Annotated in this window: 24 protein-coding genes; 5 read left to right on the forward strand and 19 right to left on the reverse strand. The window is 47.3% G+C overall.

The window, feature by feature from the left end; translation table 11 throughout:
- Positions 1-122 precede the first annotated feature (122 nt).
- Positions 123-758: a type 1 glutamine amidotransferase family protein gene (locus MHH92_RS22275; protein ID WP_340907746.1), complete on the forward strand. Its 636-nt coding sequence runs from the start codon at positions 123-125 to the stop codon at positions 756-758.
- On the opposite strand, the gene MHH92_RS22280 is transcribed toward MHH92_RS22275, so the two are convergent.
- Entirely contained in the window at positions 742-1,668 is a 927-nt protein-coding gene (locus MHH92_RS22280) for an NADP-dependent oxidoreductase (protein WP_340906365.1), read from the reverse strand. The two genes, MHH92_RS22275 and MHH92_RS22280, sit on opposite strands and share 17 nt — an antisense overlap.
- 196 nt (positions 1,669-1,864) lie before the next feature.
- Between MHH92_RS22280 and MHH92_RS22285 the strand changes: the two genes are divergently transcribed.
- Positions 1,865-2,743, forward strand: a complete 879-nt coding sequence (locus MHH92_RS22285; RefSeq protein ID WP_340906367.1) for a PhzF family phenazine biosynthesis protein — start codon at positions 1,865-1,867, stop codon at positions 2,741-2,743.
- 69 nt (positions 2,744-2,812) lie between these two features.
- Here MHH92_RS22285 and MHH92_RS22290 read toward each other — a convergent pair whose 3' ends face one another.
- The 5 genes from MHH92_RS22290 to MHH92_RS22310 form a co-directional block, all read right to left on the reverse strand.
- Positions 2,813-3,760, reverse strand: coding sequence for an alpha/beta hydrolase (locus tag MHH92_RS22290; protein WP_340906369.1), 948 nt, complete (start codon positions 3,758-3,760; stop codon positions 2,813-2,815).
- Positions 3,761-3,869: 109 nt separating this feature from the next.
- Positions 3,870-4,586 carry an expansin EXLX1 family cellulose-binding protein gene (locus MHH92_RS22295; protein WP_036668609.1) on the reverse strand — a complete coding sequence of 239 codons (717 nt, stop codon included), beginning with the start codon at positions 4,584-4,586 and terminating at the stop codon, positions 3,870-3,872.
- A gap of 338 nt (positions 4,587-4,924) precedes the next feature.
- Positions 4,925-6,130, reverse strand: coding sequence for a cation:proton antiporter (locus MHH92_RS22300; RefSeq protein WP_047843919.1), 1,206 nt, complete (start codon positions 6,128-6,130; stop codon positions 4,925-4,927).
- Positions 6,131-6,133: 3 nt separating this feature from the next.
- Positions 6,134-6,640, reverse strand: a complete 507-nt coding sequence (locus MHH92_RS22305) for a cation:proton antiporter regulatory subunit (RefSeq protein ID WP_036617317.1) — start codon at positions 6,638-6,640, stop codon at positions 6,134-6,136.
- Positions 6,630-7,103: a GreA/GreB family elongation factor gene (locus MHH92_RS22310; RefSeq protein ID WP_091013515.1), complete on the reverse strand. Its 474-nt coding sequence runs from the start codon at positions 7,101-7,103 to the stop codon at positions 6,630-6,632. Before MHH92_RS22310 ends, MHH92_RS22305 begins: the two co-directional genes overlap by 11 nt.
- A 388-nt stretch (positions 7,104-7,491) precedes the next feature.
- On the opposite strand from MHH92_RS22310, the gene gdhA reads away from it, so the two are divergent.
- Both gdhA and MHH92_RS22320 read left to right on the forward strand, forming a co-directional pair.
- The gene (gdhA, locus tag MHH92_RS22315) at positions 7,492-8,877 is read left to right on the forward strand and encodes an NADP-specific glutamate dehydrogenase (protein ID WP_200904550.1); all 1,386 of its coding nucleotides are present in this window, start codon (positions 7,492-7,494) and stop codon (positions 8,875-8,877) included.
- Between the two features lie 155 nt (positions 8,878-9,032).
- A complete protein-coding gene (locus MHH92_RS22320; RefSeq protein ID WP_253502475.1) occupies positions 9,033-9,887 on the forward strand; it encodes a pentapeptide repeat-containing protein in 855 nt (284 codons plus the stop codon).
- A gap of 160 nt (positions 9,888-10,047) precedes the next feature.
- On the opposite strand, the gene MHH92_RS22325 is transcribed toward MHH92_RS22320, so the two are convergent.
- The 6 genes from MHH92_RS22325 to MHH92_RS22350 all read right to left on the reverse strand — a co-directional run bounded on the left by MHH92_RS22325 (position 10,048) and on the right by MHH92_RS22350 (position 14,683).
- Entirely contained in the window at positions 10,048-11,025 is a 978-nt protein-coding gene (locus MHH92_RS22325) for a diaminopimelate dehydrogenase (protein WP_372238418.1), read from the reverse strand.
- A 212-nt stretch (positions 11,026-11,237) separates the two neighbouring features.
- Complete coding sequence (locus MHH92_RS22330; protein WP_253502478.1) at positions 11,238-11,816, reverse strand: hypothetical protein; 579 nt, start codon at positions 11,814-11,816, stop codon at positions 11,238-11,240.
- Positions 11,817-11,848: 32 nt separating this feature from the next.
- Positions 11,849-11,995: a hypothetical protein gene (locus MHH92_RS22335; protein ID WP_017687030.1), complete on the reverse strand. Its 147-nt coding sequence runs from the start codon at positions 11,993-11,995 to the stop codon at positions 11,849-11,851.
- Between the two features lie 47 nt (positions 11,996-12,042).
- Positions 12,043-13,026 carry an alpha/beta hydrolase gene (locus tag MHH92_RS22340; protein ID WP_340906381.1) on the reverse strand — a complete coding sequence of 328 codons (984 nt, stop codon included), beginning with the start codon at positions 13,024-13,026 and terminating at the stop codon, positions 12,043-12,045.
- Positions 13,027-13,259: 233 nt separating this feature from the next.
- Complete coding sequence (locus MHH92_RS22345; RefSeq protein ID WP_340906383.1) at positions 13,260-14,015, reverse strand: exodeoxyribonuclease III; 756 nt, start codon at positions 14,013-14,015, stop codon at positions 13,260-13,262.
- Positions 14,016-14,125: 110 nt separating this feature from the next.
- Positions 14,126-14,683, reverse strand: coding sequence for a GNAT family N-acetyltransferase (locus MHH92_RS22350; RefSeq protein WP_340906386.1), 558 nt, complete (start codon positions 14,681-14,683; stop codon positions 14,126-14,128).
- Between the two features lie 131 nt (positions 14,684-14,814).
- Between MHH92_RS22350 and solA the strand changes: the two genes are divergently transcribed.
- Positions 14,815-15,948: an N-methyl-L-tryptophan oxidase gene (gene solA, locus MHH92_RS22355; protein ID WP_143781427.1), complete on the forward strand. Its 1,134-nt coding sequence runs from the start codon at positions 14,815-14,817 to the stop codon at positions 15,946-15,948.
- 134 nt (positions 15,949-16,082) lie between these two features.
- Here the strand turns inward: solA and MHH92_RS22360 are convergent, their stop codons facing one another.
- The 7 genes from MHH92_RS22360 to MHH92_RS22390 all read right to left on the reverse strand — a co-directional run bounded on the left by MHH92_RS22360 (position 16,083) and on the right by MHH92_RS22390 (position 26,411).
- The gene (locus tag MHH92_RS22360) at positions 16,083-17,927 is read right to left on the reverse strand and encodes an RICIN domain-containing protein (RefSeq protein ID WP_340906388.1); all 1,845 of its coding nucleotides are present in this window, start codon (positions 17,925-17,927) and stop codon (positions 16,083-16,085) included.
- Positions 17,928-17,967: 40 nt separating this feature from the next.
- Entirely contained in the window at positions 17,968-18,411 is a 444-nt protein-coding gene (locus tag MHH92_RS22365) for an AbfB domain-containing protein (protein ID WP_340906390.1), read from the reverse strand.
- Between the two features lie 81 nt (positions 18,412-18,492).
- Entirely contained in the window at positions 18,493-19,302 is an 810-nt protein-coding gene (locus tag MHH92_RS22370; protein WP_340906391.1) for a glycoside hydrolase family 43 protein, read from the reverse strand.
- Positions 19,303-19,693: 391 nt separating this feature from the next.
- The gene (locus MHH92_RS22375; RefSeq protein ID WP_340906392.1) at positions 19,694-22,732 is read right to left on the reverse strand and encodes a beta-galactosidase; all 3,039 of its coding nucleotides are present in this window, start codon (positions 22,730-22,732) and stop codon (positions 19,694-19,696) included.
- A 366-nt stretch (positions 22,733-23,098) separates the two neighbouring features.
- On the reverse strand, positions 23,099-24,595 hold the full coding sequence (locus MHH92_RS22380) for a glycoside hydrolase family 30 protein (RefSeq protein WP_340906393.1): 1,497 nt from the start codon (positions 24,593-24,595) through the stop codon (positions 23,099-23,101).
- A gap of 90 nt (positions 24,596-24,685) precedes the next feature.
- On the reverse strand, positions 24,686-25,531 hold the full coding sequence (locus MHH92_RS22385; RefSeq protein ID WP_017687022.1) for a carbohydrate ABC transporter permease: 846 nt from the start codon (positions 25,529-25,531) through the stop codon (positions 24,686-24,688).
- Positions 25,524-26,411 carry a carbohydrate ABC transporter permease gene (locus MHH92_RS22390; protein WP_036668619.1) on the reverse strand — a complete coding sequence of 296 codons (888 nt, stop codon included), beginning with the start codon at positions 26,409-26,411 and terminating at the stop codon, positions 25,524-25,526. Before MHH92_RS22390 ends, MHH92_RS22385 begins: the two co-directional genes overlap by 8 nt.
- Positions 26,412-26,492: the final 81 nt, after the last annotated feature.

Below are 26,492 nucleotides of genomic sequence, written 5' to 3' on the forward strand. Positions count from 1 at the left end.
TATTGGTTCTTAGGGCTGTTAATTTTCAAATTTAAAAACTTCACTGACCGTAGATGTCAGTGAAGTTAATTTATAATACAAGAGTAATCCATTCAATCATGAAAACAAAAGGAGCATGTATGATGCAAACGAAGAACGTATATCTATATGTATTTGATACGATGGCAGATTGGGAGGTAGGCTATCTAACTGCTGAATTGAACTCGGGAAGGTATTTCAGGAAAGAGATCCAGCCTTTACAGGTCGTAACCGTAGGCGTGGATAAACATCCGGTAACTACCATGGGCGGATTGAACATCCTTCCTCATATTTCTATTGATGAATGTACATTGAAAGGTGACGATGTCATCATTCTTCCAGGAGGAAACACCTGGATGGATACCATCCATGATCCCCTATTGAAAAAAGTTGCTACCTCTATAGAAGAGGGTACGGTTATTGCGGCGATTTGCGGTGCGACAGTTGCACTTGCAAAAATAGGGATACTGGATTCCAGACAGCATACAAGCAATGATTTAGAATACCTGAAGATGATATGCCCAGATTATACTGGAGAAACCTATTATGTAACGGAGCCTGCAGTAACCGATGGAAATCTAGTTACTGCATCTGGAATAGCTCCGTTAGAATTTACAATGCATGTGTTAAAGCTGTTGAATGTCTTTGCACCAGAAACCTTACAGGCCTGGTACAATCTATATCAGACTCATGAGTCCAAATACTTCTACGAGTTAATGAATTCTATTGCACCTGAATAACCAGTTTCCCGCGGGTATGATGGGTTTCACTCTTCTCATGTGCTTCCCTTACTCCCTGTTGAGTTAGCGGGTACGTTCCATCAATAATCGATTTGAGCTTGCCTTCCGCAGCCAGTTCAGCCAGCTGATCCAGTTGATCCCCTTTGGGCTCCATCATGAAGACGTTGGCCGTTACTCCGGCTTCCTTGGCAAGCTTCTCATCCGGTTGTTCCACCAAGGATACCAAATGCCCGCCAGACTTTAACACCTTGAAGCTATCGCGCTGAATATCACCGCCCATGGTGTCCAGCACAACATCATAACCGGAGAGAATCTCCGAGAAATCTTCTTTTTTATAGTTGATAAAATGATCTACACCCAACGAACGAAGCAACGCTTCGTTTGATTCACTTGCCGTGGAAGCCACTTCAGCGCCGAGGGACTTGGCGATCTGAATGGCATACGTTCCCACACCACCTGCACCAGCATGAATGAGTACCTTCTGCCCTTTGCCTAAACGTCCGTGATCCACAAGTGCCTGCCATGCCGTCATCGCAGCCAGCGGGATCGCTGCCGCTTCCTCAAAGCTCAAATTCTCCGGTATACGGGCAATAATGTCTGCATCAACAGCAACATATTCTGCATAGGTCCCGAATTGACGCGGACGTGCAAATACCCGATCACCTTCTCTGAACCTCGTGACATTTGAGCCTGCTTCAGCCACAATACCGGCAACATCGCCGCCCAGAATCAACGGAAAATTCTCCGCTACTTCTTTCATATAACCTTGTCTGATTTTGAAGTCTACCGGATTCACCGACGTGGCATGTGTTTGGATTAATACCTGATTAACTCCACATGTTGGCTTGGCTACTTCTTGTTCCTTCAATTGTTCCGCTCCACCAAATTCCTCAATCACAATTGCTTTCATTAGAAATCCCAGCCTTTCCATTGATTATCGTTATACTCTCTCTCCCTTCATTACCCTTTCCCAGCGATCACTTGACCTAATCATTCAAAATTCACAGCAATCTGGGATTCACAAGCCCGTTCAACAATCGTGATATAATGTCGATTATCGATTACGTTAAATCTTAACCCAATAACTGAACAAGCGAGGTAACACGATGGAAGTAGAAGTAAGTACATTACATGCATTTTCGGACAAGGCTCATGGCGGAAACCCCGCAGGTGTTGTTTTACAAGCAGCGTATTTGTCTGAAACCCAGATGCAGGAGATTGCCAGACAAATCGGTTTTTCAGAGACTGCGTTTGTTATGCCATCGGATCAGGCTGATTTCAAAGTGCGTTATTTCACTCCAAGTGATGAAGTCGATCTATGTGGACATGCCACAATTGCTTTATTTTATCTAATGAAGACACAACATCTCGTTAATGTTGGTACATATACACTGGAAACACTGGCCGGAATTCTTAAAGTTGATATCGAAGTCAATGGAGAAGTCTATCTGTCTCAGACGTTGCCGGAGTTTGGGGAGATCGTGGATCGACAGCAGATTGCCGATTCATTACGTATTTCTATGGAGGATTTGCATTCCGAGCTACCTGTACAGATCGTATCTACCGGGCTACCCGATATCCTGATAGCTGTTAGGGATGTTGATGTTCTGACCAAAATCGACCCTGACTTCCAGCGTATCACTGAAATAAGCAAGGCTCATCATGCCATAGGTTATCACGTGTTTACACTCGAATCAGATGATATGGACGTTCTGGCAGAATGCCGTAATTTTGCACCGCTTTATGATATACCGGAAGAGAGCGCAACTGGCACATCCAATGGTGCAATGCTCTGTTATTTATTCCAGTACAACCAGCTTACAGATCCTCATCTTCACACGTACACGATCAGACAAGGGTATACCATGAACCGCCCCTCCGAGATCCGAGCCAGATTAACTTTGAACAGCTCTAATGAAATCACACAGATTCAGGTTGGCGGTAGCGCAGTTCATATCAGAAACATTCAAAAACACCTCCCTTAATGGAAGGTGTTTCACGTACTTAGGATATGTAAACTATCTTATGCGAAGCAGTGTAGTAGCCTGTGGTCATCATTGAATTTGTTGTAAAAATCGTAGTACCGCTACCTCCAACTGGTTCAGTCCTGGCTGCTCTATAGGAAAATGACCTGCCCCTTCCAAGATCACACATTCCTTGTCCACCACCAGACGATCAAAAAAAGATTGGCTGAACCTGATCGGTGTCATGGGGTCCAGTTCAGGGTGAACCAACAGGACCGGACACTGATTGAACTGTTCCGGGCTTACCTCCGGTTTTTTATTAAGGAATGTTCTTAATAATTCCAACGGAATACGTGTAGCTGCCGCTTGTGGATCATTCATAATAAGCCGGGTTAAGTCCTTGTTATTAGTAATCAGTTGCATTCGGGATACCTGTTTGACCGAAATACGTACATGATCCAGCAGACCAGGGAACAGATCCATCATCCGTTTTCCCGCCCGGCTTACCAGACGATTCGGTGCAAGCTGATCTCGCATTTCCTGATTACTCGTGTCTACAAATGTAGTTGCGATCAAACCCTTAACACGCTTGCTGCGTGCACTGGTGTGATAGGCAAGCATACCTCCGATGCTACTTCCCAATACAACGATTGGCTTGCCATCATTCTTGTATTCCCGTTCGATGAGTGACACAAGCAGCTCTATCCAAAGTTCGTAGTTAATACGTGTACCAGACATTGCGTAACTTAACCCATATGGCGGAAGATCTGGCGATACCACCTCGTATCCATGTCGCTGCAACATACGGGCATACGGAGCGAGCAACCTGCCATTGCCTCCCGCACCATGAATGAACAGAATTTTGATTGAAGACTCCGGCGCAGGTAAACGATCGATATGCAGATGAACCCCATTTGACTCCCACCATTCTTCCTCAGGAGTTGTATGCTCCCCTAACCTCACTTCTTCCGGGAAAAAGCCCTGATACTGTTTCCAATAGGGATGTGTTGTCTGATATGAAGGCAAACTTTTTTTCATACGTTATATTCTCCTCTTTTCGTATACAAAAAAAGCCGTACAGTGTACGACTTTTCGTTAAAAATACGTCTATGACCATACTTCTTTTTATAACACCTTCGTATATCTGTCAATCGGGAAACTGTACATTGCCCGGTACGATATAGGCACCACCTGACCCATCATTAGGCAGAGCCGGGATCGTGTCATTTAATACCTGACCGCGAATATCGGTAATACGAACGTTTAATTTTTCTTTGCCCAGTCCAGTTCCGAGGAAATGATTATAGTCTTGCTTTTCAAGATTGAGCCACGTGCCATCCTTCTGTTTCACTTCGAACTTCAGCACCGGATATTTGTGATTACGAACCTGAATGGCTGCCCACCACTGACTGCTGCCTTCCTTGATCCGATAGGAGACGTTGCCTTGAATTGGAGCTTTGACCACTTTCCAGCTGATATCGATTTTACCTGCCTTTGGGTCACCGATCAGGTTAAAGGCATTCGGTGAGAGATCCAGCGCTCCGCTGGCGCCTTCTGGATAGAGGTCTGTTACATAGACGGTTGTTTTGCCTTTAGGACCCTGCACCTCGAGATAGGCTCCCGCTAAAGCGGCTTTGACACCGTTATAATTGAGTTGGAACGGATTAAGTGCAGTAATCTTCATGTCTGCCGGGATGGGATCAAGCAACACTGCACCTCCCGAGTAACCTGAGCCTGTATACGTCGCGTAACCCTGATATGTATCGTTCCATGCGGCAGATGCAGGTAGAGCAAATAATACGAGACTGAGCAACATCCCTGTACCGGCCCATTTTAACCGTTGAAATCTACTTTTCTTGTTCATGAGCTATTCCTCCTCGTTCGTTCTCGTGTACATAGTGCGTTCAACTGCTAAATTTGAATATAACATTATTTTACATAATAACTTCTTATTTTCAATCCCTCTCTACCAAATCACATCTATAGTCCTGCCTCTGGACTTGAACATTCACGACCACGCACAAGATATGGATACATACCATAATTTGGTGGAATAGGTATAATAACAAGGCTGTATTCGATGGGTTCCCCGTAATAAAAAAACGCCACACCCCGGAGTAATTTCGCTCTCCAAATGGTGTGGCGCCTATTAAACACTACGGTCAGAATACCCTATCTGTCCTAGGACAGACAGCGTTTGACTCAACCCGTTTCCCTTCGTTTCATCCGCTTCCTTAGCCGCGCATACGATGCGTAAATCCGCGGAGATTCTTTGGTCAGGATAGGCCCCAGCACAGCCAGAATTAACACATACAACACGGCAAACGATTGGATGGATGCCATCAGCCCTCCGGCCTTGCCGATGTTCGCCATGATAATGGAGAATTCGCCCCGGGAGACCAGGGTAAAGCCCACATTCAACGAGGCCTTAGGGCTCATTCCAGCCAGTCTGCCAGCGATCATACCTGCACCATAGTTACTGGCAATCGTCAGAATAACGGCAATAATCGTCATCCCAACAGCTCCGCCAAGTGAAGCCGGCTCGATGGTCAGGCCAAAACTGAAGAAGAAAATTGCACCAAAAAAATCTTTGAAAGGCATGATCTGATGTTCAATCCGACTCACATGTCTTGATTCGCCCAAGACAAGCCCCATCATCAACGCTCCAATAGCTTCCGCTACGTGCAGCGTCTCCGAGAAACCTGCTACCAGGAAGAGCAGTGTCATGACGGTAAGCAGAAACAACTCTGATGACTTGATATTCAGTGCCTTATCAATATATTTGATGCTTTTCCTGCCAATAATCAGGAACAGCACAATAAACAGCAGGGCAGACAGCGATACTAACAGAACACTTAAGAATGAAGTTGCCCCGCTGAGCACAAGCCCGGTCAGGATGGAGATATGAATCGCGATGAACAAGTCATCAAACATGATCATGCCCATAATAATCTCTGTTTCAGGGTTTGCCGTGCGTTTCAGATCAACGAGCACTTTAGCTACAATGGCTGTAGAAGAGCTGGTCATGATCCCGCAGACAACAAGTGTCTCCTGAAGGGGCAGATCCATGAACCACCCCAACAGCAATCCAGAGACAAAATTCAGGCCCACATAGAACATGCCCCCGGTCAGAATGGCTTTGCCAGACTTTAATAACCGGGAGACCGAGAACTCCAAACCCAGATAAAATAGCAGAAACAAAATGCCAAGCCTGCCCATAAATTCAATAAAGGTCGAACTTTCGATAAAACGTAAATCCACTATGCCAATCTGTGGTGCATGTGGTCCAACGGCCATACCAATCAGGATATAGAAAGGAATGACCGAAAATCGTAATCGTGAAGATATCAGCCCAGTAAGTGTAATCAGCGCAACGGCAATTCCCACTTCGAATATGAGCATATCCATAGGCTAAGTCCGTCCATCAGTTAACAATTGTTTGAGATGTTTGATCTGATTCCGTTCACCGGCAACTACAATTGTAGCTCCAGCGGTAAAAGCATAATCCGGGCCTGGATTAAAATGCTTCTCCTTATCCTTGGTTACAACAGCGAGAATTACGGCGCCCGTGGCCTGACGGATATCCAGTTCACCAATCGTCATGCCTACGCTTGCGGCGTGAGGCTCAATCCGTAGCCATTCGATTAACAGCCCTTCAAGCATTACTTCACGCTCATCCTGAAACTTCGGTTTATAGGTCATACCACCAACAATAGCGGCTACCGCTCGGGCTTCATCATCGTCCAGGGTGACAAGAGATACCATATCACCCACCTCTTCAGGTGTATCCCCTGACTCCATATGGAACAGGTCTCGTCGCTCGTCGTTATGAATCACTATGACCAAATGCTCACCACTACGGGTATGCAGCCAGTATTTACGTCCAATCCCTGGTAAGTCCGTCTCTTTAAAGTGCATGATCTGCACCCCCTAGCGCCGGCTCGTTCAAGGTTTCGCTCCTCAGCTCGATCCCCGTAATGCGGATTCTCATGGAACCTGATGGTGTATGAACAGACCTAATTTCCCCTACACTGCCAAGCAGTAATTGACTCCCTACTGGAGAGAGGAAGGAAATACGCCCCTCATCAGGATTGGTATCCTCTGGCATGACAATCATGAACGAATCTGATGTATGAAAATCGATATATTCAAAATCAATATGACTACCGATCAATACCGCCGAGTCCAGATCTTCATCCGGGCCCAGGAGCAGTTTTTCCACATACTCCTTATATGCCGACAATTGTTTTTCCAATTGTATCCGCTCTGGATCACGCACGTCGAAATAGGCGTCGAGAAATGTTCTTTTCTCTTCACCGAATGTAAATAGCTGGCTCACCAGCTTCTCTCTGCAATTATGGCGGGAAGTCCTATGGTTCATAATAGATTTCACCCCCTATACAAGCCTTGTTCTCCATGTTGATTGGCATGTTTCTCTTCATCATCTTGTTTTCCTCCTTTTTATTTTAAAAAGACCCCGGGATACGAGACCTTCTTACCATCTTACCAAAACTAATATTTTAATCCAGTATATTCGTCTAACTTGCTTTTTTATTATCATTTGTGGTCATATCTTCCATTTAATAACTTAATTCTTCACATCATATGGTAGATCCATAGAACATTTTAATTACTGCATAAAAAACATTTTATGAATTTTCATCTCGTATTTTTATTTGCTTTCCTGTATATTTAACTACAAACTTTTATTCAATTTATGCAAATAAGCCTCTACAGACTTTAACACAATAAAGGAGTGCATCGAAAAAGTGTCCACGATAACAAAAGAAACTACAGAGTCCGTTCAAGTTACTGCCGCAGAATATGTTCATTCCGTTTATGAGTCGGTTGTCGCCAGAAATCCGCACGAAGATGAGTTCCATCAGGCTGTCAAAGAAATTCTGGATTCCCTTATTCCTGTTATTGAAGCACACCCTAAGTATAAGAACCATAGTCTGTTGGAACAGCTTGTTGAACCTGAACGTGTAATCACATTCCGTGTCCCATGGGTAGATGATCAGGGCAAAGTTCAGGTTAACCGTGGATTCCGGGTGCAATTCAACAGCGCGATTGGCCCTTACAAAGGCGGACTTCGCTTCCATCCTTCTGTATACTCGGGCATCATCAAGTTCCTTGGCTTCGAACAGATCTTCAAAAATGCTTTGACCGGTCTGCCCATTGGCGGTGGTAAAGGCGGTTCTGACTTCGATCCCAAAGGAAAATCGGATCTGGAAGTCATGCGTTTCACGCAAAGCTTCATGACTGAACTTTACAAATATATTGGTTCCGATACCGATGTACCAGCAGGTGACATTGGTGTAGGTGCACGGGAAATTGGTTACATGTTCGGCCAATACAAACGTATCCATGGCGGACATGTGGCAGGCGTATTGACAGGTAAAGGACTGCTGTACGGAGGAAGCTTGGCACGTAAGGAAGCGACTGGCTTCGGCTGTGTGTACTTCGTGAAGGAGATGCTGCAATCCAAGGGACTCAGCTTCCAAGACAGCACAGTCGTTGTCTCTGGCTCTGGTAATGTGTCCATCTATGCCATTCAGAAGGCACAGGAGCTTGGAGCTACAGTTGTGGCGTGTAGTGACTCAGGTGGCTACATACACGATCCACAAGGCATCAACCTGGATACCGTGAAACGTCTGAAAGAGGTTGATCGTCTTCGCATCAGCGAATACATCAAAGAACACCCGCATGCTACATATACTGAAGGCTGTGAAGGCATCTGGTCCATCCCTTGTGATATTGCTCTTCCATGTGCAACGCAAAATGAGATCGATGAAGAAGCTGCGGCCCTTCTAATCAAAGGTGGCGTGAAGGCCATTGGCGAAGGCGCCAATATGCCTTCCACCCTGGCTGCCATTGACGTCTTCCACGGTGCAGGCGTGCTGTTCGGTCCAGCCAAAGCGGCTAATGCCGGAGGTGTAGCCGTGTCTGCTCTTGAAATGTCACAGAACAGCATGCGGTTGTCCTGGTCATTTGAAGAAGTAGACGCCAAGCTGCATGACATCATGAAGAACATCTACACCAGCTGTGTAGAAGCTGCTGAAGAGTATGGCTGTGAAGGCAACCTCGTAGCCGGAGCGAATATCGCCGGTTTCCTCAAGGTAGCGGATTCCATGATCGCTCAAGGTGTAGTTTAATTTAAATACGTGATTCTCCACGATCAAAGGGCGTTCCCATCTATTTGGGTAACTGCCCTTTTTTCCTTGTCTTCAATTGCTCTAATCGCAAGGCAATGGTAAAGTGGTACTGACGTAATTCCATCTATTTGTACTATTATAAGGAAGTGTTTACATTGTCTAACCAACCATTTGCCAGCACTGCGAGTCCTCATCTTAGCGCAGACTGTGAGCAATGTTTTGGCCTGTGCTGTGTTGCCTTGCCCTATGGCAAGTCATCGGACTTTGCTTTTGACAAGGCCAGCGGCACCCCCTGTCCCAATCTGCGCACGGACAATCGCTGCGGTATCCATACCCAGCTTCGGCAGAAAGGGTTCAAAGGTTGCACGGTATACGACTGTTTCGGAGCTGGACAGAAGCTGTCCCAAGTGACCTACGCGGGCAAAGATTGGCGTGATCATCCAGAGTCTGCAAACGAGATGTTCGATTGTCTGCCTGCCTTGCGACAACTTCACGAGTTGCTCAGTTATATGAAGGAAATGATGATGAGACCGGAGACGTCATCCCTTCACTCGGCATTTGGTGAGTTATATGAGGAGGTTGATCGCTTGAGCAATCTGGAGCCTGCGGCCCTCCTCCGTCTGGACATCGCCGATTATCGGTCCAGTGTGAATCAACTCTTGGTCCAGGCAAGTGAGATGGTACGCGCGAATGTGCCACCCACCGCTCATGGACAAGGGAAGTCGAAGAAGAGTAAAAAACGTACCGGAAGTGACTTTTTTGGTGCCAATTTAAAAGGGGCTGACCTGCGGGGCGCAAGCTTCCGAGGGGCTTTAATGATCGCAGCCGATCTCCGAAATGCAGATACACGAAATGCGGATTGGATTGGCGCGGACTTGCGGGATACGGATCTGGGCGATGCAGACCTGAGAGGTGGCATCTTCCTGACGCAATCCCAGATTAATGCAGCCAAAGGTAATGTGAATACCAAGTTGCCGGATCATCTTAACATTCCCTCACACTGGGTGTAGGGTGCCATTTCCGCAAGAGCACGAGCAGGGATACAGGCAGCATAGTACCTGCCAATTTATATGAATATATGAATCGTATACAGCAACAGCAAAAAAAACAGCTCGTCCTATACATCCAAGGACGAGCTGTTTGTTATAAACTCACTGGAACGAATCAGAATTATAACAAGTCGCGGCGGAGATCTTCAGCCGATTTTGGAGACAAGTGACCGAGCGGAATATCAAATACCGTTTTCGCTCCCTTATGTCCTTCCACGCTCAAGCGTTGTGCGGCTCTTGCATACGCTACAAGTACGCTTGCTGTAAATTCAGGATTGCTGTCGAGTTTCAGACCAAATTCAATAATTTGCTTTTGACCAGCCCCTGTAACCCCACTGCGAATAACAAATCCACCATGCGGCATACCTTCATGCTCGGATTTCAATTCTTCTTCGCTAATAAACGTTACAGTTGTATCGTAATCTGCAAAATAGTTAGGCATCGACACAATTGTCTCACGGATCTCATCCTGATTAGCACCATCTTCTGCTACCACATAACATTGACGCAGATGTTTCTCGCGTGTAGACAGCTCTGGTGTCTCCCCTGCACGAATCCGGTTGATTACCTCTTCAACAGGTACAGTATACTGTACACCCGCCTTAACGCCTGGAACACGACGAATAGCATCCGAGTGGCCTTGGCTCACACCTTTGCCCCAGAACGTGTACTCTTTTCCTTCTGGCAGGATGGACTGTGCAAGCAGACGGTTCATGGAGAACAAGCCTGGGTCCCAACCTGTGGAAATGACACTTACGTGACCGCCTTGCTCTGCCGCAGCATTAACTTCTTTGTAGAATTCAGGAATCTTCGCATGTGTATCGAAGCTATCTACCGTATTGAACAACTTGGCGATGGCTGGTGTTTGCTCTGGAAGGTCGGTTGCAGAACCACCACAGAGGATCATAACATCAATCTTGCCTATGTATTGCTCCGCTGCAGAGATATGCTCAAAACGTACTTCTGTGCTTTCAGCGACCATCTGCTCCGGATTACGACGTGTAAACACAGCAATCAGTTCCAGATCCTCGTTCTGGGAAATGGCTTTCTCTACACCTTTACCCAAGTTACCGTAACCAACAATACCCACTCTAATCATGTTCAATCCTCTCCTGTCTTCTTCTATAGTTGTCTATTACTCTGTTTATAATGATATAACATACCATGTAACCTGTCAGGTTTCCAGTTCGAAATAAAAATACCTTGCAGCGGTGCAGCAATAATGCGGCTCCGTATGCAAGGTATTATGGCGTTCATTCGTTATTTTAGGAAGAAAAAAAGCAGGAAAGAAAAATAGCCCTTATCTTCTGCTTATGATTCTGTCCAGGTCAACGTCAGTTCAATGACGCCTTCCTGTCCCGCCAATGTTCCTCCAATCAAGGACCAGACATCCTGCGTCTCCGGATCGGTTCCCTGAATGATAATATTTTTGTCATCGATCGTCTGACCTGCATCCGTCAACTTTTTGGCGTTGAAGTAATCTTTATACAGCTGGGATACGGTTTTCATATCTTGTTCAGTGGAGAAAATCACCATGGCCGATTGCTTGCCTTCATTCTCACCAGAATTGGCTAAACGAATCGTAGCATCTTCCGGCAATGGGAAATCACTTGGCAAGTTCTCCGGCAACTCATTGGTTCCAGCAGTCGCTTCCTCACCACGATCTGAATCCGAGTCGGTTGGTGCAGTCGTACCCTCCGTCTCGGTCACTGCACTTGTTGTTGCTTCGCTTGCACCTTCATTAGTCGCTTGTTCACCAGTTCCGGAGGAAACTTCAGTGTCCACCTTCTCCGTATCACTCGGTTCGTCTGCCGCGCTGCTGCAAGCACTTAAGGCCACCATCATCGCCAGTGCCGCACAGGCCAATACATATTTCCTTCTCTTCATCATCTGTTACCACTCCTTCTTCTTCGTTTCATGTGCTAATCACGTTCAAACGGCTGGATCACAGGCACCGCATGAACGTTATTCTTAACCCATATCACAGATACAGATAATACACTTAGAGACAATAGACAACTGGCTACAAGAATGGACAGGAAGCGGGTGATTACTTTAAACTTTTTCATCCATCCCTCCTCCTCCTGTTCTTCATGTGTTTGTGGAATCATGTTACTCATAGGTCACTTGACGGTGTCACTAATTTCATAATCTCGGCAGCGACAATATCCGGTTGACTGTTGTGGATACTGTGTGTCGCTTGTGGAACTGTCAGCTGTGTTCCGTGTCTTGACCATGAAGCAAAATTCGCTTGGTCGGCCTGCCATGCATGACTGTCCTCATCCAACTCCTCCGAACCGGCTGTGAGGATCGTCAGGGGAAAGCCAAACTTCGTTTTGTTCTCAAGCACACACGCTGCATTTGTTCTGGAATTCCGAACCTCTTCCATGACATTGTCATTGTACGCATGTCTCAGCGTGGATATCGTGACGGCTTTTTTCATCGGTTCCGTTACCAGATTTGGGTCAATGACCAGAGATGCCATCATGCGATCCGATTGCAGCAATGTTCGTGCGATGCCTGTTTTCACCAGAAAACGGGACCAATCCATCATCCATTCTGGTGTATTCAAGTCCGTACGACTGTAATACTCCGGGCTTCCGCCATCGATCATGACCATGCCAGCCACCTCATCAGGATACCTTTGCGCAAACCGCAGTGTCTCCAGCGCACCCAGGGAGTGACCAACCATGATGTAAGGTGGACGTTGACCGGATGTGCGCAGCAATTGGTGGATCTCTTCCGAGATGGTATCAACATCACGAGGTTCATCCGTATAGTCGCTGTATCCGTACCCGAACCGATCATATACCGCAATTTTTACCTGTGATTTCAACTTGTCATATAGCGGACTGAAATCCACATACGGATTGGGTGTACCCCAGCCTGAGGCAAACACCACGGTTACCTCTCCTTTGCCAACGGTGTAGAGGTGCATGTTGCGACCACTCACTTCATAATACTTGCCTGGCGGGGGATAGGACTTCATATCCTGCGTGGATTGATACGCTTCATACGCTGTACCTGCCAGCAGCAAAAGTCCTGTGGCAAGCATGATGCCTCCCAGCACTTTTAACCCTCTCCGTAACCCCTTCTTCATCTTCTCTACCCCTTACCCCAAAGGTTCATCTATATATGTATGCTTCAATCGTACCCAAGAAATAGCGGGATTGAAACAATCCCGAGTCCAGTTCTTTCCCCAACCAAAGTCCAGTGTCCCTCCCCTACCTGTGACGCAAAAAAAACTGCAAATCTCCCATTCAGGAAACTTGCAGTTGATCTATACTTGTATTCTAAAACTCTTACCTCAATCTATCTCACGATGATCCTTACCTATAGTTGTAACGTAAGACCCACCGGGCAATGATCACTGCCCATCACGTGGCAGTCGATATGCGCATCTGCCACCTTAGGTGCCAATTGATTGGATACTAGAAAATAATCAATGCGCCAGCCGACGTTCCGTTCTCTAACTTTTGGCATATAAGACCACCAGCTGTATACATCCGTACGATCCGGGTACAGATGGCGGAAGCTGTCCACATAACCAGAAGCAAGCAAATCGGTCATCTTGCTACGCTCTTCCAGCGTAAATCCCGAGTTGCCCAGATTGGGCTTCGGATTCTTCAGGTCAATCTCCTGATGAGCCACATTCAGGTCACCACAGACGATAACCGGCTTAGTCTGCTCCAGCTGCAGAATATATCCTCGGAATCGATCCTCCCATTCCAGACGGTAAGGTAGTCGGGTCAGATCCCGTTTCGCGTTAGGTGTATAAACGTTCACCAGATAAAACTCATCGTACTCCAGTGTAATCATCCGGCCTTCCGGCTCGCTGTCCTCCTCCATCCCGTAACGAACGGATATAGGCTTGATTCGGCTAAATATAGCCGTACCGGAATAACCTTTTTTGATCGCATAATTCCAATATTGATAAACATCTTCCCCCAGGTCCATCTCAATCTGTCCAGCTTGTAATTTGGTCTCCTGAAGGCAGAAAATGTCCGCCTGACTCTCCTGATAATAATCCATGAATCCTTTGGTCACACATGCCCTTAAGCCATTCACATTCCAGGACACCAGCTTCATATCCTCATCTCCTCACATCTCTCCAATATAGCATGGGCTCATTCAGAGGGACAAGCCTCATGGCTCTGGAATGAGATGGAGTCATTGGAATCCTTATGGGGCGAGCCTGCCTATATTTCGCTTCGTAACTTAGAGAACACCGCAAGGTCAATATATCTGCCTTTCTCAAACTCATGCTGCCGCAGTACACCTTCCTGTTGAAAATTAAGTTTATGTAACAGCTGAATTGACGCCTCGTTCTCCGGTTCAACCTTTGCTTCGATCTTGTTGAGCTGCATGCATGTGAATCCAAAATGTAACACAGCATGGGCCACTTCAGTCATAACACCGCGGCCCCAGAAAGAGGAACGCAAATCGTATCCAATCTCTGCACGGTTATGTACATCTTCATAGTTCAGGAACCCACAGGTTCCGATCACTTTACGAGTTTCACGGTCTTCAATCATCCAGCGTAATCCCGTGTTTTCCTTGAAAATCTTCGTATACCAATTCATCTCACCCTGTGCATCCTCCACGGATTCAAAGGGAGTGAATGGCATATATTGAACCACAGCTTCATCGGAATATAACGCGAGCAGATCATGGCTGTCCCCAGCCTCTGCCGACCGGAGGATGAATCGTTCTGTCTGAATTAATGGAAATAGATCAAACCTAAATTGCTCACTCATGCGAGGTCTCCTTTGCAACATTCATTGTAGAAGTCCATTTTACTACACTTGCCTTCATCAAGCTTTTACTATTAATATGTTCTATTAAGGCATTACTGTAGAAAAGTTTACATAGGAGAGGACGTGCTATTATCACACAATCATATGACGTTATTATCGTTGGAGCCGGCTCCATGGGCATGAGTGCAGGTTATTATCTATCGCGCAGTGGATGCAAAACTTTACTAATTGATGCCTTTGATCCTCCGCATACGGAAGGAAGTCATCACGGGGATAGCAGACTGATGCGCCATGTGTACAGTGGTGGGCCTGACTATATTGCCATGGCATTACTTGCACAGAAGTTATGGCACGAGCTGGAGGAAACGACCGGAGACCAACTGTTTGTTCCTTCCGGTGTAATAAATGTGGTTGATCCGGAGATTCATTCCTTCCACAACCGATTGAGCCATGCAGATGATGCAGGTATTCGGTATGAAACGTTGCACGCAGCCGAGGTGATGAAACGCTGGCCAGGTATTACAGTACCTGAACATTACGAGGGCATGTATGAGCCTGATGCGGGTTATCTGTATAGTGAACCCTGTATTCGTGCCTTTCGCAAGGCAGCCGAGGCTCATGGCGCCACCTTGTTAACACACACACGGGTGGAGCATATCGAATACGGACCACATTCCGTGGCAGTTCAGACTTCAGGTGGTGAGACATACCATGCAAATCAAATCATCCTGAGCGCTGGCGCCTGGTTTCAGACATTGAAACCTTTCGTGGATCTCCCGATCCAGGCTGTACGTAAAACGGTTGGATGGTTTGATGCACCAGAAGCCTTGTATGGCGAGGCACACTTCCCCGGTTTTACACTGGCAGGAAAAGAAGGTACATATTATGGATTTCCAAGCATTGGCGGATCAGGTCTGAAGATGGGTCGTCATGATACGGGTCAGGTGTGGACACCAGGAAGTACAATGGCTCCTTTTGGTACGGAAGAAACGGACGAGGGGGATCTGCGCAGGCTGCTCGAACTTCATATGCCTCAGGCAGCAGGAGCATTGAAGCGTGGTAGTGTATGCAAGTATGAATTCACTTCGGATGAAGATTTTATTATCGACCGACACCCTGCCCATGAACGTGTGTGGCTCGCAGGCGGTTTCTCCGGTCATGGCTTCAAGTTTGCAAGTGCCATTGGGCAGATTCTATCCGACTTGGTGCAAACGGGGCACACCGATCAGGATATTAGCAGGTTCGCCCTATCCCGTTTTCGTTAAGTACCAGCTGGGTGGATGAATATATGTATGTATGTCTAAAATAGCTACTTTCCTTGAGGGTGCAGTGTTGCTTAGAGCACTGCACCTCCAAGAAAAAAGGACACGTAATAACGTTTAATTCATGCGTACTCACACTAATTAACTTTGACGAGGCTCCATTGCTGATTGGCCCCGCCATTGTCGGCCCACTGAATGGTGGAGGCACCCGCGGTCAGAGAACCCTGATTGATGTCAACCGTCAGGCCACTGTTTCGATTCGCAAGTACCACATATCCTCCCACATCAATTGGCAGCCATTGCTGATTGTTGCCCCCGTTATCCTGCCACTGAATCAGAGCGGCTCCGCCTTGTGTAGAACCCGAATTCACATCCAGCAAAAGCCCACTGCCCACATTGCGGATGTTGTAATATCCGTTACCTGCGGACTCTAGCTTCCACTGCTGGTTGGCTGCTCCATTATCATTCCACTGAATGATTGTTGCCCCACCCGTAGAAGAAGCACCGTTAACATCGAGTGCAAGTCCACTATTGCGGTTGATTAATTTGTAGATGGCCCCGGATTCATATCCTGTGCCGCCATTGTAAGTTGCACCGGAAATGACGTAGGTTGTCACCGAATTAGCCTTGGCCGTAGCGGTAAAGGTTTTGTTTTGCACCGAAATATTGGTCAGTTGCTGCAACTTCTCCGTTGAAGAGGTCCGATATACTTGAGCAGACGTGCCTGTGTTAGTAAAACGACTGAGATCATAGGTTACTGTTGTATCCGTCGAATCCGAATTGGTTGTAACCAGTACAACTTTGCCGGAAGCTGCATCATAGGCTGCAAGGGTATTGGCATCACTCATGCCGATAATCTTGTACCCCGGACGAATAAATTTGCTGTAATTGCCCATGACATAATATTTTTGGTTCACGATGTAACTGGTCGTTTGCGTATCGTTCAACACGTTCTTGAAGAATCCCCATCCTTCTGCACTATCCACGGCTTGCCAATACACCCATCCACTTGCGCCCATATTGCGAATATCCTTGAGGATGGTACGTGACATGGTAAGTCCGCTTGCATCTCCGTCTCCATATTCCGAGGTCCACAGATGTTTGCCCGCAGACGTCGCTGTGTTACGCAAAGCAGTACGATTGCTTCCGCCATACGTATGGGTGTTGATCTGAGTGATCGCTGATTTAACGGCATTGCTATAGCTGTTGAACGACACATCGGTATCATCGATACTGTATTCTTCTGGTGCGCTCAGCTTTGTGGACAGGCCCTTCGCATTCAATGAAGCTTGTACCTGACTCAGAATCGTGTTCTGATCCGCCCGGTCAAAGTGCATGCCCTCCTGATCATTACCCTGCTTCCACCACGTCGAGATCGGTTCATTCAGCGGAGTTACGCTATCAAATGTGATCCCCCAGTTATCCCGAAAATGCTTCACAACCTCAGTTAAGTAATCGGCAAAATCATCGTAGTAATCGGGCTTGAGGTTGTTACCACCATTGGCCGAACCGGACACATTACCACTGATGGTCATCCAGTAAGGTGCGGAATTCGCAAAAGCTTCGATGATATTCACGCCTTGCGCTTTGGCAGCTTGCAGCATATATCGTTGGTTTGCATCTGCATTCCAGTCATACACGCCGGGAGAAGGCTGGTAACCAGGAACGGCTTTACGATATTCAAGGATATTGGATGATGGATTATCCCCGCCTCCAATATTGTACCGCAGGATGTTCAGTCCCAGTCCGGTATTTGCATTGAACATTTTCTCCACATACTCATCCCGATTGGAATATTCTCCAACCACCTTGCCCCACCACGCGAGGGATGTTCCCCATCCTTCCATCGTCTGATATTGCTTCGATGGATCGGCAACAGCCGTGTAGGCTCCCGCCGCAGATACCTCTGTCCCCAGACCCAAACTGCCTGTTAGCAGACTTCCTGCCAGCAGCAGCGAGCTCATTCGTTTTAACCACTTCATCCGCTTCACTCCTTATCATTTTTCAAAACACGAACACCAATTATTGTGCAACCTCTCGGAAGGTCGCGTCTGACTTATCGAGTGCGGTAACGACAGCTTCCAATTTCAGCACATTATTGTAATGTCTCAGGTACAGGTTCGGGTTACTAAACGAGGTATACGATGTCCAACTAGCGTTAGCAAGTCCATTTACACGTTTGAACGTGGCGTCATTTCGGAATGTAGTGCTGCCGTCATTTTTCACAAGTGTGATGTTGCCATTATTATTGCGCAGGAAATAACCCGGATAATTCATGGACTCAAACGAAATGCCTGTTGCATTCGACAGCCCGCTTACGATACGGAATTGTGCATCCTCCGCTGGACTGACACTTGCATCAATCCGTGCCTGATAGTTGTAGTGACGAATGAAGCTGCCTGGTACATTGAATGACTCCAACTTGCGGATATCCCCCGGTTGCCCGGACTCTTTCAATACGGTCATATGCCGGACGAGTCCGGTAAGACCTGCAATCTCTTGTTTGGCACCCCAAGTCTGGAAGTTGTCAGCAGAGTCGCTGTAATATTATTTTTGTGTTGCATAGCCGTCAAAGTAGATTCGCCATGAACCATTATCCAGCTGAACAAGCGCCGGACCTTCCACCCAAGAACCCCAACCTGCCCAATCCCCTGTACCTTTAAAGGTATAAGGACCCGTTAGCGAGGTGGCTGTCGCATATTCAATGTATTTGGTGGTCTCGTTCTTGGTAAAAGCATGATAGGTTGAGCCTGTCTTCACAATAAAAGTGTCGATATAATTGGGAGCAATGCCTGCCAGTTCAGTAGGTGCAGACCATGAGGTAGATGTTAGATTGCTACCTGAAGCTGTGAGTACATAAGGTTTGAAATTCTGATAGTTGCCTGGTGAGAGGGACACGATAATGTTCAGACTGCCGTTGCTGTTTTTGAACCATTCTGGTGCCCAGGTGTGTGCAATTGTGGTAGGTGTGGATAAAGTAATATTACGGACAAATGTCCAGTTTACCTTATCCGAGCTGGAGGCGATGCCAATGGTGTTACCCGACCAGTTCGTGGTGTAGACAACGTAATATAGACCATCTGTGTGCTTCATGATGCTGGGATCGCGGATCAGATCGGTCGGAGGTGTATAGGCCGGCCCTTTCAGCAAACCATAGTGGGTCGCATTATAGGATTCATAGATATACATATTGGACTCACTTGTGTTCGTAAAGGCGGATATCGTATAGACACTTGTCGCTGCTCTGGCTGTATTCGGGAATACCATAGTCAATAGAAGCAATGTTCCGAGCAGCAGGATCATTCCGGCTTTGAAACCGCTGAATCCTCTTGCTCTATCTTTCCTCTTCGTTAACATCAGGTCAGCTCCTTATACATGAGTGATAAGCATGCCAAAACCTTGTATCTTATTGTCAAAATAAAACAACTTGGGATTCCCCCTGTGAGCAACACCTCTCGGCTGCCTGTTCGAATTCCAATTACATGAAGCATCACTCCCTTCACAGATCATGGATGAACACTTTTATATATGTAAACGGTTACAAATTATTGGGCTATAAGTGTACCTTTGCCCATTGTACCGACCCGGTCACCACAGTTCCCCCATTCCCTTAGCCTAATTCACGAATCCGGGTTATTTCGACTAAGAAAATGAGGAAGTATGACTGTAGTAAAAGGTGAACTTTTGCGTTATGTGATGCTATTTTCGAGCCCAATTCATTTCTAGTTGATTTATCTCTGCCATGCTTCTACTCCACCGCAACCCATGGATAACGGGATAACTCATCCAGTAGGAATCGTACCCGTTCTGGTGTTCTGCCTTCTTCATCGAACAAAAGCAGTTCATTCTCTTCCTGTAGCCAAGCGACTGGAATTTTGTAATCCTCTTGTGGACCAATCTGCCAATAACGGCCCAGATGATGTCCGTTCAAGTGAATAGTTCCTTTGCTCATTCCCGTCAGGCGAAGCATCAGATTGATCTTATGTTGCTCCGAAACCGTAGGCTTCGCGAAACGCCAGCGGTACCAGACCGGCTGACCGTATGACCCGTGGACTGGAACAAGATTGGATACAGGGTGAGACTTCTCACTCAATGTAGCACGATTAACCGATTCATTCGAGGTGTGGGGCACCAGATTGGCAGTACAATTGCCACCTGTGGCGATACCAGGCTGTCCTGCACGCTGGATTGACCCCTGTGCTCCAGGATGGATCAATTCCTGTCCTACCTCGTAGCTCTCCCATTGTTGCGGAAGCAATGCATCCGTCCCTGCCATACGCCAATCCTTCAGTTCTCCCTGACTCGGATATGTGATCAGTTCCAGTCGATTCAGCGAAGAGCGGCTATACGGCATTTCCAGTGTATTCGTCTCTCCGGGCTTGATATACAAGGATATATCTAACGTCTGGAAGGCAAACCAATCCTGATATCCTTCCATCGGAACTTCGATGCCATTGATACAAAGACCTTTGCTCAAGGCACCCACAAGAATCGCCCGATCCATGCTATCCAGTGTAAAGCTTCTGCTCAGCAGTGGAGATTCTTGGAGAGAGTTCACCTCATCGAGATGCACAAACCCACTCTCCATACGCCAATCCCGACGAATATCCTGAACCTTTCCATCCAGATACACAGCACCAGCCAGACCTTTGTTCTCACCCAAATACGGGGAGAAGTTCAATCTGCCCATATGCTGCACCAGAATCTGAAGTGTATTCTTCCCTTCGGCCACCTGCAACTGCACTCCAGCAGCACCTACCTGACGCACTAATGCCTGCGGAACACTATTAACAATGATTCTGGCAGTATCCTGGATATCCGGCAAAATGAGGTTAGTGATCCCTTCGGTTGGACTCTCGAAATCGCATTCGTACAATAAATAACCAAAATCTTGTCCAAACCGGGAAAAGTCTTCCGGTTGTCCACTCGCCGAGCGTTGCTTCGCAGTTAACGTAATAACTGACATCTCAAGAGAATCAGACAATGTCGGCGCACTCGGTAATGTCCACGGAAGCTGCTGCTGTTTGCCTGCAATAGGCTTCTCGCTGGCATAGAACTCGTGACCTGTTAACGTCCGTTCTCCATCGGTCCAGTCACCAAGCAGCGTAATTGTGCGATCGGGATCAGTAATCATGCCCTTGACCTGACCCGATGGTAATACGTCTACGTCATCGAAGCCGATCGCATAACGAAGTCCCTTCTGGTCTGTTGCTTCCAATCGCCATGTTCGATTCATCGTCTCTTGATCCAGAATGATGAATCGGATCGGTGTGCCGTTTGCTTCCAGCTGGATCGTTCCCGGCTCTTGGAAATGGAACAAATCGAAGCGGTATACGTTCCTGGCTGAATCATGTTCGACCAGCACTTGCACTGTGCTGCCCGTGACGTTCAATGCCCCTGCTTCCAGTTCAACAACAGAACGCTGCCCGGCAGCGGCCACGATGAACAGGTTCAATTCTCCGTTTATCATTTCATTGCCCGTAATCATCGTACCCGCAGTCAGGTATACGTGTTCAGCAATCTGTACTCGATCCAGCAACGGAACAATCTGTCCTGGATTCAGAGATACGGGAAGAGTACGGCCTTCTTCCAGTGTAATGTGCATCGTTTCGCGTTCATCCTTGTGACTCTCCAGGAACCAAATCTTCTGGTTGTTAGCTTGTCTGCCTCGTACAGATATGCCTTCAGGATGACGTACAACGATCTGTTCTTCTGGAATTTCCTCTGTTTCCATCAGAAGGGCCCCGAAAGCATCGACGAAATAGGACAAATTCTTGGTTACTGCATATTTCGGTGTCACCCGTCCATATTCGTTCAGCGGTGCATCATAGTCATAGGACGTAATCATGAAGATGTCACTGCTACCCATCGTTCTGCCGCCATATCCACCAAAGTTCGTGCCACCATAGAACATATAGTGACTGATTCCGGTATACCCGGCACGCAGAATCTCCATGATACGTCTCTCCAGCAAAGGCGCTGTCTTCTGAATGGCCGAAGGCCCTCCCCAATTCTCGAACCATCCGGTCCAGAATTCCGTGACCATCTTCGGGGTATCCGGCTGTTTGGCTCGAAGTTTCTCATAATGCCCGTCAGCACCTGACCAGAAATTAGCCCCTTCAATCGTGCCTTCCGCCCCGCCAACGCAAGTGATCAGCGTAGCGTCAATGCCACGTTGCAACAATCCATCTCTCAGCGTATTCATATGGTCACTTGCAGCACCGTCATCCATCAGATACCCGTATTCATTCTCCACCTGAACCAAAATGACCGTGCCTCCAGCGGACAGCTGGCGCTCCCGAATAATCGGCACAAGCTGGTCAAAATACAAATTCACATAGTGCAGATACGTCTCATTATTTTCCCGGAATTTCACGCCGTCCTTCGTACCCAGCCAGTATGGAAAACCGCCAAAATCCCATTCTGCACAGATAAACGGACCCGGACGCGCGATAACCCACATGCCCAATTCTGCGCACAAATCCAGAAACGCGCCGCAATCGTTGTCCCCTTCAAAAGACCACTGTCCTTCTTCCGGTTCATGCACATTCCACGCAAAGTAAGTGTCGATGCAGTTCATACCTGCCAGCTTCGCCTTCAGCAGAACCTCACGCCATTCCTCCTTCGGCATTCGGAAATAATGGATCGTGGCACTGTTCAGAAATACACGCTCTCCGTTTAGGAAAAAGCTGCGTGCATCGTATGTTAATTCAGATAGAACACCATTCTCAGCCCTTGCGATGTTCTTCTCCTGTTCCTGCAGCAAAAGGGATGCTTTCTCTGTCAAAGTTATCCCCTCCTTCTCTTTATTGATATAAATTGAACTAAAATTATTTACACTGCACACTTCGATGACAGAACAACCTTCCGATCGCTGTTATCCCCAGATTTTTTGATTCCCTTTTCTCAAAGGGGAAAATCCGGGGATAGCGTATGCTTCCGATGTAGCTTTCTTGCAGAAAGCTTGTAGGCGAACGCTCCGCTTTTTCAGATTTTTTCTGTCCTCTCCGTTTCTGTGTAAATGTTTAGTTCAATTTATATAGGTTCATATGTCCTGTAACTTTTTTAAAATATAAGGCGAAACAAATCCGTTGAACTAAAAGACAATCTACACCAGCACTCAGATGACCGAACAACCTTCCGAGTGCTGCTATCAGTTCCCCTGCAACGTCACGCCTTCCAGTACAACCGTTGTGATGGAATTGTCCGCCGTAGGTACTTCAAGTCCGTTGGCATACACCGGAATGTCTTCAAGTTGTTCCATGTTCCGATCCGGTGAAGTTTGATACACCTGAGCGCTGGATGATTTTCCATACGCATACCCTTCCAGTTCAAACGACGTTGTTCCCGCTGACAATTCGTTACGAATCACCAGCACCAGTCTCTGACGTTCCGCGTCATAGGCAGCCAGTGTGCGTCCACCATCCGTTGGAATAATCGTCGCGCCGGGACGAATAAACTTTGTGAACTGGGCCATGCCGTAATACTGTTTGGTCATCTCGTACTGCTCTTCTCCTTTGAAATTGGCATGAATGAAGCCCCAATTGTTATTGGCGCCTTCATCTTCAACGGCCTGCCAGTATACCCAAGCGGATGGCTGCATGATTTTCAGATCAAACATGATCCGCTCCGCCAATTCTTGCACCGAGGTCATATCCTCATGACTGTGCGGCTCGCTGCCGCCGGTTCCGTACTCGGACATCCACAGCTTTTTGCCATGGCGTTCTGCCAGCGTGCGAAGCTCTTCCATTTTGCTACCATTATAGGAGTGGGTATTGATCTGCTGGATTACGTCCAGCGTGTCCTGATCATAGAGGTTGAAATTAAACACCGTCTCATCAATGCTGTTATCGTCCGCGGCACTAATGACGGTTCCATCCAGTCCTTTGCTCTTCAACGATGCAGCAACTTTCTTAATAATCTCGGCCTGTTTCTCATTCGTAAAATGACTGCCTTCCTGCATATTGCCCTTCTTCCACCAGTCGGAGGAAGGTTCATTGAGCGGATTCAGTGTGCGGAAGGTGATCCCCCACTCGTCCCGATAATGCTTCACAACTTCGGTCAGATAATCTGCAAATGCATCATACTGGTCGTCACGCAGATTATTGCTGCCATCCACGGCTCCGGTAACCGATCCACTGATCGTCATCCAGTAAGGTGGTGAATTGGAGAATGCTTCAGCAATGTTCACGCCACGCTCCATCGAGCCTTGTAATACAGCCCGCTGCCCTGCATCAGCATCCCAGTCCCACTCTCCAGGTTCAGGCTGGAAGCCAGGTACATCCCCGCCGGGACGAAGGGCTTTCATCTCCGGATTTTCCTCACCGCCAATATTGTAACGAACGATGTTCAGACCTAATCCTTTCTCCGGGTCAAAGACCAGATCCATCACTTCACTAACCTTCGCCTGATCCTTCCATCCGCCAAGATCGTTGGCCCACCAGGCAAGTGACGTACCCCAACCTTCAAAATGATCATAGGATTGGTCCAGCTTCAGACGTACCGGTTCCCCTTGGAACTCAAGTGTTTTGGATGATTCATTGGCAAAATGATTGATAACAATTCCTCCTCCTGCCAGCAGGGCAATCAGAGCGACACCCATGAGGATATAACTCCGTTTGCCTCTGCTGCGTTGTTCTTTATGCGCCATGGGCTATACAATCCTTTCTCCATGTACGTTGATTGCTCCATTGACCTTGAACATCAAGTTCAGCACATACAACCACTACAGACACTTCGGTTACTTGATTCCGCTGCTTCCGCCGCTAATGTTGGCTTCATAGACATAACGCTGTCCGAACAGATATACCAGCACCATCGGAATGGTGAGGAACAGGGAAGCAATCATCACAAGGTTCCATGGCGGCATCTGTCCGCCACCTACCGTAGTCAACAGCTGCACCCCAAGTGCCAGCGGCATTTTCTCCGGATCATTGATATAGATGAGCGGCCCCATGAAGTTACCCCAGTTATAGGAAAATGAGAAGATCGCAATGGCCGCAAGTATCGGATACGTCAGTGGCATGATGATCTTCCAGTAGATTCCCGGGTGCCCCATACCGTCGATCATGGCGGCTTCATCCAGTGATTTTGGAATACTCATGACGAACTGCCGAATCAGGAATACGTTGAACGCTCCGGCGAAGAAGCTCGGTACGATCAGCGGGTAAAATGTATTAATCCAGTCCAGATGACGGAAGATGATGAACTGCGGTACCATCGTCACCTCACCCGGAATCATCATCGTACTGAGCAACACAATAAACAGGAAACGGCTGCCTTTTGCCTTGATTCGGGCAAAGCCGTAGGATACAATCGAAGCTGATAATACCGATCCGACAATCGTAAAAACGGTTATGATGACCGAGTTTTTGAGATACGTGCCAAGATTGTTATTCGTGAAGATCGTATAAAAGTTCGACCATTGGAACTCCATTGGAACGAAGGTAAAGGCTGATTTGACGGTTGTTGCGTCACTTGCCAGTGCAATGGAGATCATGTACAGGAAAGGCGAAGCAAGCAGCACCCCGACCAGAATCAGAAAAATATAGGATATCGTCTTCTCCACAGTCGATGGATTACTCATTGGCTTTTCCCTCCTCGTAGTGCACCCATAGCGCCGATGAACGGAATACAACAAGTGTCAACGCCATGATGATGATGAATAGTACCCAGGCAATCGCCGATGCATATCCCATTTTGTAGAATTGGAACGCATTCTGGAATAGGTAGGGAACAACCATCTGACTTGAATTGTCAGGTCCCCCGGCAGTAACGATGAATACCTGCGCGAAGGTCTGGAGCGCTCCAATCATGCCAGTCACGAGATTGAAGAAAATGACGGGAGTCAGCATTGGGAATGTAATATGGAAGAACGATTGTGTACTTTTCGCCCCATCGATGGCAGCGGCCTCGTACAGCTCCTGTGGAATGCCTTTCATCCCTGCAAGCAGCAATACCACGCCACCACCCACACCCCATAAGGACATGAGAATCAATGCAGGCTTAACCCAGTTCGGATCAAGAAGCCAGGCAGGGCCCTGAATACCGAAGATTGCAAGTGCCTGGTTGATCAAACCTTCAGTTGGCGCAAGCAAGTGGATGAAGAGCAATGAACTCGCAACCACCGGAACAACGGAAGGCAGATAGAACAGAATACGGAAAAAGGTGATACCTTTGATTTTTTTGTTCAGGTAATATGCAATCCAGAGCGAGATCGACATGCCCAGCGGAATGGATATCAGCGCATAGAAGAATGTATTGCCGACGGATTTCCAGAAGATCGGATCATCGGTCAGTAACGTTTTGTAATTGTCGATACCGATGAATTCAGGGGACTGGAACAGATCCCAATTCGTGAAGCTCATATAGATGGAAAACAGGATCGGACCCAGAGTCAGCCCCAGAAACCCGATCAGCCAAGGCGAGATGAAGATGTAGAACCATTTCCCGTCCTTTTTTCTCACGTTAAGCCCTCCCATGACGCAGAGAGCAGATGGAACCCGCATTCACGCCGATTCCACCTGTCCTGCTGTCGCTGCTATTTG

The organism is Paenibacillus sp. FSL M7-1414 (assembly GCF_038003195.1).
In the GTDB taxonomy this organism is placed as follows: domain Bacteria; phylum Bacillota; class Bacilli; order Paenibacillales; family Paenibacillaceae; genus Paenibacillus; species Paenibacillus amylolyticus.

Coding starts and splice junctions, on each gene's coding strand:
- MHH92_RS22275 (WP_340907746.1), top strand. CDS start 123: ATGCAAACGAAGAACGTATATCTATATGTATTTGATACGATGGCAGAT.
- MHH92_RS22280 (WP_340906365.1), bottom strand. CDS start 1,668: ATGAAAGCAATTGTGATTGAGGAATTTGGTGGAGCGGAACAATTGAAG.
- MHH92_RS22285 (WP_340906367.1), top strand. CDS start 1,865: ATGGAAGTAGAAGTAAGTACATTACATGCATTTTCGGACAAGGCTCAT.
- MHH92_RS22290 (WP_340906369.1), bottom strand. CDS start 3,760: ATGAAAAAAAGTTTGCCTTCATATCAGACAACACATCCCTATTGGAAA.
- MHH92_RS22295 (WP_036668609.1), bottom strand. CDS start 4,586: ATGAACAAGAAAAGTAGATTTCAACGGTTAAAATGGGCCGGTACAGGG.
- MHH92_RS22300 (WP_047843919.1), bottom strand. CDS start 6,130: ATGGATATGCTCATATTCGAAGTGGGAATTGCCGTTGCGCTGATTACA.
- MHH92_RS22305 (WP_036617317.1), bottom strand. CDS start 6,640: ATGCACTTTAAAGAGACGGACTTACCAGGGATTGGACGTAAATACTGG.
- MHH92_RS22310 (WP_091013515.1), bottom strand. CDS start 7,103: ATGAACCATAGGACTTCCCGCCATAATTGCAGAGAGAAGCTGGTGAGC.
- MHH92_RS22325 (WP_372238418.1), bottom strand. CDS start 11,025: ATGATTAGAGTGGGTATTGTTGGTTACGGTAACTTGGGTAAAGGTGTA.
- MHH92_RS22330 (WP_253502478.1), bottom strand. CDS start 11,816: ATGATGAAGAGAAGGAAATATGTATTGGCCTGTGCGGCACTGGCGATG.
- MHH92_RS22335 (WP_017687030.1), bottom strand. CDS start 11,995: ATGAAAAAGTTTAAAGTAATCACCCGCTTCCTGTCCATTCTTGTAGCC.
- MHH92_RS22340 (WP_340906381.1), bottom strand. CDS start 13,026: ATGAAGAAGGGGTTACGGAGAGGGTTAAAAGTGCTGGGAGGCATCATG.
- MHH92_RS22345 (WP_340906383.1), bottom strand. CDS start 14,015: ATGAAGCTGGTGTCCTGGAATGTGAATGGCTTAAGGGCATGTGTGACC.
- MHH92_RS22350 (WP_340906386.1), bottom strand. CDS start 14,683: ATGAGTGAGCAATTTAGGTTTGATCTATTTCCATTAATTCAGACAGAA.
- MHH92_RS22360 (WP_340906388.1), bottom strand. CDS start 17,927: ATGAAGTGGTTAAAACGAATGAGCTCGCTGCTGCTGGCAGGAAGTCTG.
- MHH92_RS22365 (WP_340906390.1), bottom strand. CDS start 18,411: ATGACCGTATTGAAAGAGTCCGGGCAACCGGGGGATATCCGCAAGTTG.
- MHH92_RS22370 (WP_340906391.1), bottom strand. CDS start 19,302: ATGTTAACGAAGAGGAAAGATAGAGCAAGAGGATTCAGCGGTTTCAAA.
- MHH92_RS22380 (WP_340906393.1), bottom strand. CDS start 24,595: ATGGCGCATAAAGAACAACGCAGCAGAGGCAAACGGAGTTATATCCTC.
- MHH92_RS22385 (WP_017687022.1), bottom strand. CDS start 25,531: ATGAGTAATCCATCGACTGTGGAGAAGACGATATCCTATATTTTTCTG.